The following is a 4,500-nucleotide window of genomic DNA, read 5'->3' on the forward strand; positions in this document are numbered from 1 at the left end:
CTGATCGGCCGCGGACCGGGGGAAGGCGTGATGAAGCGTCACGTGCCCGACCTCCACACGGACTTCATCTATTCGGTCGCCGCCGAGGAGTACGGCCTGGTCTTCTCCCTCGCCCTGATCGCCTTGTTCGGCTTTCTGGTGATCCGCGGTCTCTACCGGGCGCTCAAGTTGTCCGATCCGTTCCAGCAGGTGGCTGCGGCGGGCCTCTTCGTGCTGGTGGGCGAGCAGGCGCTGATCAACATCGCCGTCAACCTGAACCTCATCCCGACCAAGGGCATGACCCTGCCCTTCATCTCCTATGGGGGGTCATCCATGCTGGCCATCTGCCTGACCCTCGGCCTCGCCCTCGCCCTCACCCGCCGCCGCCCCGGGGCCTACGCCCAGGGCTGATCCCCGGAACGCGCCGGCCCGCCCCCTACCCAACCCACCGGGACTCCCGTAAACCCCGCCCATGCAGAAGATCGCTGTCGTCGCCGCCGGAGGAACCGGGGGCCATCTCTTTCCGGCCCAGGCTCTCGCCGAGGCCCTGATCGCCAGGGGCTGGCGCATCGTCCTGGCCAGCGACGAGCGCGTGGCCGCCCTGGCCGAGAGCTTCCCGGCCGAACAGAGGATCGGCCTGTCCGCACGAAGCTATCGACCCGGCGACCTCATCGGCCTGGTGCGCGCGGGCCTCGCCATTCTCGCCGGCGTGCTCCAGGCCCGGGCCGCCTTCCGGGAGATCGGGCCGGACGTGGTTGTCGGCTTTGGCGGTTATCCCTCGGCTCCGGGCCTGCTGGCGGCCCTCAGCCAGAACCGCCCCACGGTCCTGCATGAGCAGAACGCGGTCATGGGCCGCGCCAATCGGCGCCTCGCCGGGCGGGTCCGCGCCGTCGCTTGCGCCTTTCCCATCCTCGAGAAGGCTCCCCCGGGAGTGGCAGGGCGCGCTGTCGTCGTGGGCAATCCCGTGCGCGCCGAGATCCGGGCCATCGCCGGGACGCCGTATGCGCCGCCCGGGGGGAGGGGTCCGATCCGCCTCCTGATCACCGGGGGAAGCCAGGGGGCCCGGCTCCTGTCAGAGCTGATGCCTGCGGCCATCGCCGCTCTCCCGGAGCCTCTGCGCCTGCGCCTCGAGGTCCAGCAGCAGACCCGCCCCGAGAGTCTCGAGACTGCTCGCCGGATTTATGCAGACGCCAATGTGAAGGCCGAGATCGCACCCTTCTTCAGGGACATGGCCGGCCGACTGAAGTCGGCCCATCTGGTGATCGGACGATCCGGCGCCGGTTCGGTCTGCGAATTCGCCATCGCCGGCCGCCCGGCCATCCTCGTCCCCCTCGCCATCGCCCTTGATGACGATCAGGGCCAGAACGCCAGGGTCATGGCCGAGGCCGGGGGTGCGGTTGTGGCCCGCGAAGACCAGCTGACCGTCGAGACCATGTCCACGGCCCTCGTCAAGCTTCTGAGCAGTCCGGACCGCCTGTCGCGGATGGCCGCGGGCGCGGCGAGCCTGGCCCGCCCGGATGCTGCCGAACGTCTTGCGGATCTCGTCGAAGCCGTCGCGGCCGAGGGACGGGGCGGATGAACCGGCGCAGGCCCACGCCCTTTGATCTGGGGCCCGTCCACTTCGTCGGCATCGGCGGCATCGGGATGAGCGGCATCGCCGAGATCATGCTTCGGGTCGGCTATACGGTGCAGGGCTCGGATGCGCGGGTCAGCGCCAACACCGAGCGGCTGGAGAAGCTCGGTGCGCGCATCTTCATCGGACAGGACGCCGGGAACCTCGAGAACGCTTCGGCTGTGGTCTATTCCACCGCCATCCAGCCGGACAATCCCGAGCTCGTCGAGGCCAGGGCGCGTCGTCTTCCCCTGGTCCGCAGGGCGGAGATGCTCGCCGAGCTGATGCGCCTGCAGTTCTCCGTGGCGGTCGGAGGCACGCATGGCAAGACGACGACCACATCCCTGGTGGCCGCCCTCCTCGACGCCGGCGGCCTGGACCCGAGCGTGATCAACGGCGGGATCATCAACGCCTATGGCGCCAACGCCAAGGTGGGCCAGGGCGACTGGATGGTCGTCGAGGCCGACGAGTCCGACGGCACCTTCCTGAAGCTGCGGGCGACCTGCGCGGTGGTCACCAACATCGATCCCGAACACCTGGATCACTACGGCTCCTTCGACGCCGTCCGGCGCGCCTTCCGCGAGTTCGTCGAAAGCACGCCGTTCTATGGCTTCGCCGCCATCTGCACCGACCATCCCGAGGTCCAGGCCATGGCCGCCCGGGTGGAGAACCGGCGCCTGGTCACCTACGGCGTCAATCCGCAGGCCGATGTCCGCGCCGAGCGGATCGAGATGGGGCCGGAGGGATGCCGGTTCGATGTCGTGATCCGGCCTGGCGACGGCCCGCCGCTGCGCTGGGAGGGCCTGAAGCTGCCCATGGCGGGACGCCACAACGTGCTGAACGCCCTTGCCGCGATCTCGGTGGCCCGGGAGCTGGGGGTCGGCGAGGACGCGATCCGTCAGGGGCTGGCCGGGTTCGGAGGGGTTCGGCGGCGGTTCACGACGACCGGCGTCGTCGGAGGCGTGCGCATCGTCGATGACTACGGACACCATCCTGTCGAGATCGCCGCCGTCCTCTCGGCGGCCCGCGCCGTGACGTCGGGCCGTGTCGTGGCGGTGGTCCAGCCGCACCGCTATTCGCGGCTGAAGGACCTGTTCCAGGACTTCTGCTCCTGCTTCAACGACGCCGACACGGTGATCGTCTCAGACGTCTACGCTGCGGGCGAGGCGCCCCTGGCCGGCGCCAGCCGGGAGGATCTGGTCGAGGGACTGAAGCGCCACGGCCACCGCCGGGTGCTGGCCCTCCAGGGGCCCGCCGCCCTCGCCGCGATGGTCCGCGCCGAGGCGGGGCCCGGTGATCTGGTGGTCTGCCTGGGCGCAGGCGACATCACCGCCTGGGCCTACGCCCTCCCGGCGCAGCTCGAGGCCCTGGGGTCGTGACCTGGCGCGAGCGGCTGCCTGCAGTCCGGGGGCGACTGCTGCACGACGAACCCCTGCGCCCGCTGACCTGGCTGAGGGTCGGCGGTCCTGCGGACGTCCTCTTCCTGCCGGCTGACGAGCCTGACCTCGCCGCCTTCCTCGCGGCCCTGGACCCCGACGTACCCGTCACGCCCCTCGGCGTGGGCTCCAACACCCTGGTCCGCGACGGCGGGGTGGACGGGGTGGTGGTCCGCCTCGCCGGCAGGGCCTTCGCCCGGATCGAGCGGGTGGGCGAGCGCCGCCTGCTGGCCGGCGCCGGCGCCCTCGACGCCCAGCTGGCGCGCGAGGCTGCGTCCGCCGGCCTGGCCGGGCTGGAGTTCTTCCGCGGCGTGCCCGGGTCGGTGGGCGGCGCCCTCGTCATGAACGCAGGTTGCTATGGCGCCGAGACCGCTGATGTCCTCGTCGAGGCCCGGGCGGTGACCCGGGACGGGCGCAGCGTCTCGATCCCTGCCGCGGAAATGGGTTTCAGCTATCGCAGGTGCGCCCGGGCGGCGGAGGGGGACCTCATCTTCACCGCCGGTCTCTTCGAGGGCCAGCCGGATGATCCGGCGGCCATTCGGGCGCGCATGGATGAGATCACGGCGCGGAGAGAGGCCAGCCAGCCCATCCGCGAGAAGACCGGCGGCTCGACCTTCAAGAATCCCGAGGGCCAGTCGGCCTGGAAGCTGGTGGACGCCGCCGGCTGGCGGGGCAGGGCCTTTGGCGGAGCCATGTTCTCCCCCCAGCACGCCAACTTCCTGATCAACACCGGCGAGGCGACCGCGGCCGACCTCGAGGGCCTGGGCGAGCGCGTCCGCGCGGATGTCGAGGCCCGGACAGGCGTCCGGCTCGATTGGGAGATCCGGCGCATCGGGCGCGCGGGCCCGGCGGCTTGACAGGCGCCCGCGTCCGCGCGAGGGCCGGTCGCGCTGTATCCCCGGAGCCCGACAATGCCGGACGCTGATTCCCGACCGCTGGCTGGCCGCCATGTCGCCGTCCTGCTGGGCGGCCTGTCCTCGGAGCGCGAGGTCAGCCTGGTTTCGGGCGCCGCCTGCGCCGACGCCCTCGAGCGGCTGGGCGCGCAGGTCACCCGGATAGACGCCGGCCGTGATCTGGCTCAGGTCCTGGCCCGTCTGAAGCCCGATGTCTGCTTCAACGCCCTGCACGGGTCCTGGGGCGAGGACGGCTGCGTCCAGGGGGTGCTGGAGACCCTGGGCCTGCCCTACACCCATTCCGGCGTCCTGGCCTCGGCCCTGGCCATGGACAAGACCCGGGCCAAGGCGGTGCTCGCCGCCGCCGGCGTGACTGTCCCGGGCGGCGGCCTCTATGACCGGCGCGATGTCGCGGCGGGTCATGTTCTGAGCCCACCCTATGTGATCAAGCCCAATGCCGAAGGCTCGTCGGTCGGGGTCTTCATCGTCGGGGCCGGCGCGAACGCCCCGCCCGAAGCCCTGGCTGCGGAGGACTGGGCCCTCGGCGAACAGGTCCTCGTCGAGCCCTACATCCCGGGGC

The 4,500-nt window shown here is 71.4% G+C and carries 4 protein-coding genes and 1 pseudogene; all 5 read left to right on the forward strand.

Annotation, left to right across the window (positions count from 1 at the left end; translation table 11 throughout):
* On the forward strand, window positions 1-390 hold a 390-nt coding region (locus INE98_RS11435; protein WP_293539059.1), incomplete at its 5' end, for an FtsW/RodA/SpoVE family cell cycle protein.
* A 61-nt stretch (window positions 391-451) separates the two neighbouring features.
* A complete protein-coding gene (murG, locus tag INE98_RS11440; protein ID WP_293539060.1) occupies window positions 452-1,558 on the forward strand; it encodes an undecaprenyldiphospho-muramoylpentapeptide beta-N-acetylglucosaminyltransferase in 1,107 nt (368 codons plus the stop codon).
* The gene (gene murC, locus INE98_RS11445) at window positions 1,555-2,970 is read left to right on the forward strand and encodes a UDP-N-acetylmuramate--L-alanine ligase (protein WP_293539061.1); all 1,416 of its coding nucleotides are present in this window, start codon (window positions 1,555-1,557) and stop codon (window positions 2,968-2,970) included. Before murG ends, murC begins: the two co-directional genes overlap by 4 nt.
* A complete protein-coding gene (murB, locus tag INE98_RS11450; protein ID WP_293539062.1) occupies window positions 2,967-3,884 on the forward strand; it encodes a UDP-N-acetylmuramate dehydrogenase in 918 nt (305 codons plus the stop codon). Before murC ends, murB begins: the two co-directional genes overlap by 4 nt.
* 54 nt (window positions 3,885-3,938) lie before the next feature.
* Window positions 3,939-4,500 (forward strand): annotated as a pseudogene (locus tag INE98_RS11455) (D-alanine--D-alanine ligase); the annotation flags it as partial.

It is taken from the genome of Phenylobacterium sp. (assembly GCF_020253645.1).
In the GTDB taxonomy this organism is placed as follows: domain Bacteria; phylum Pseudomonadota; class Alphaproteobacteria; order Caulobacterales; family Caulobacteraceae; genus Phenylobacterium.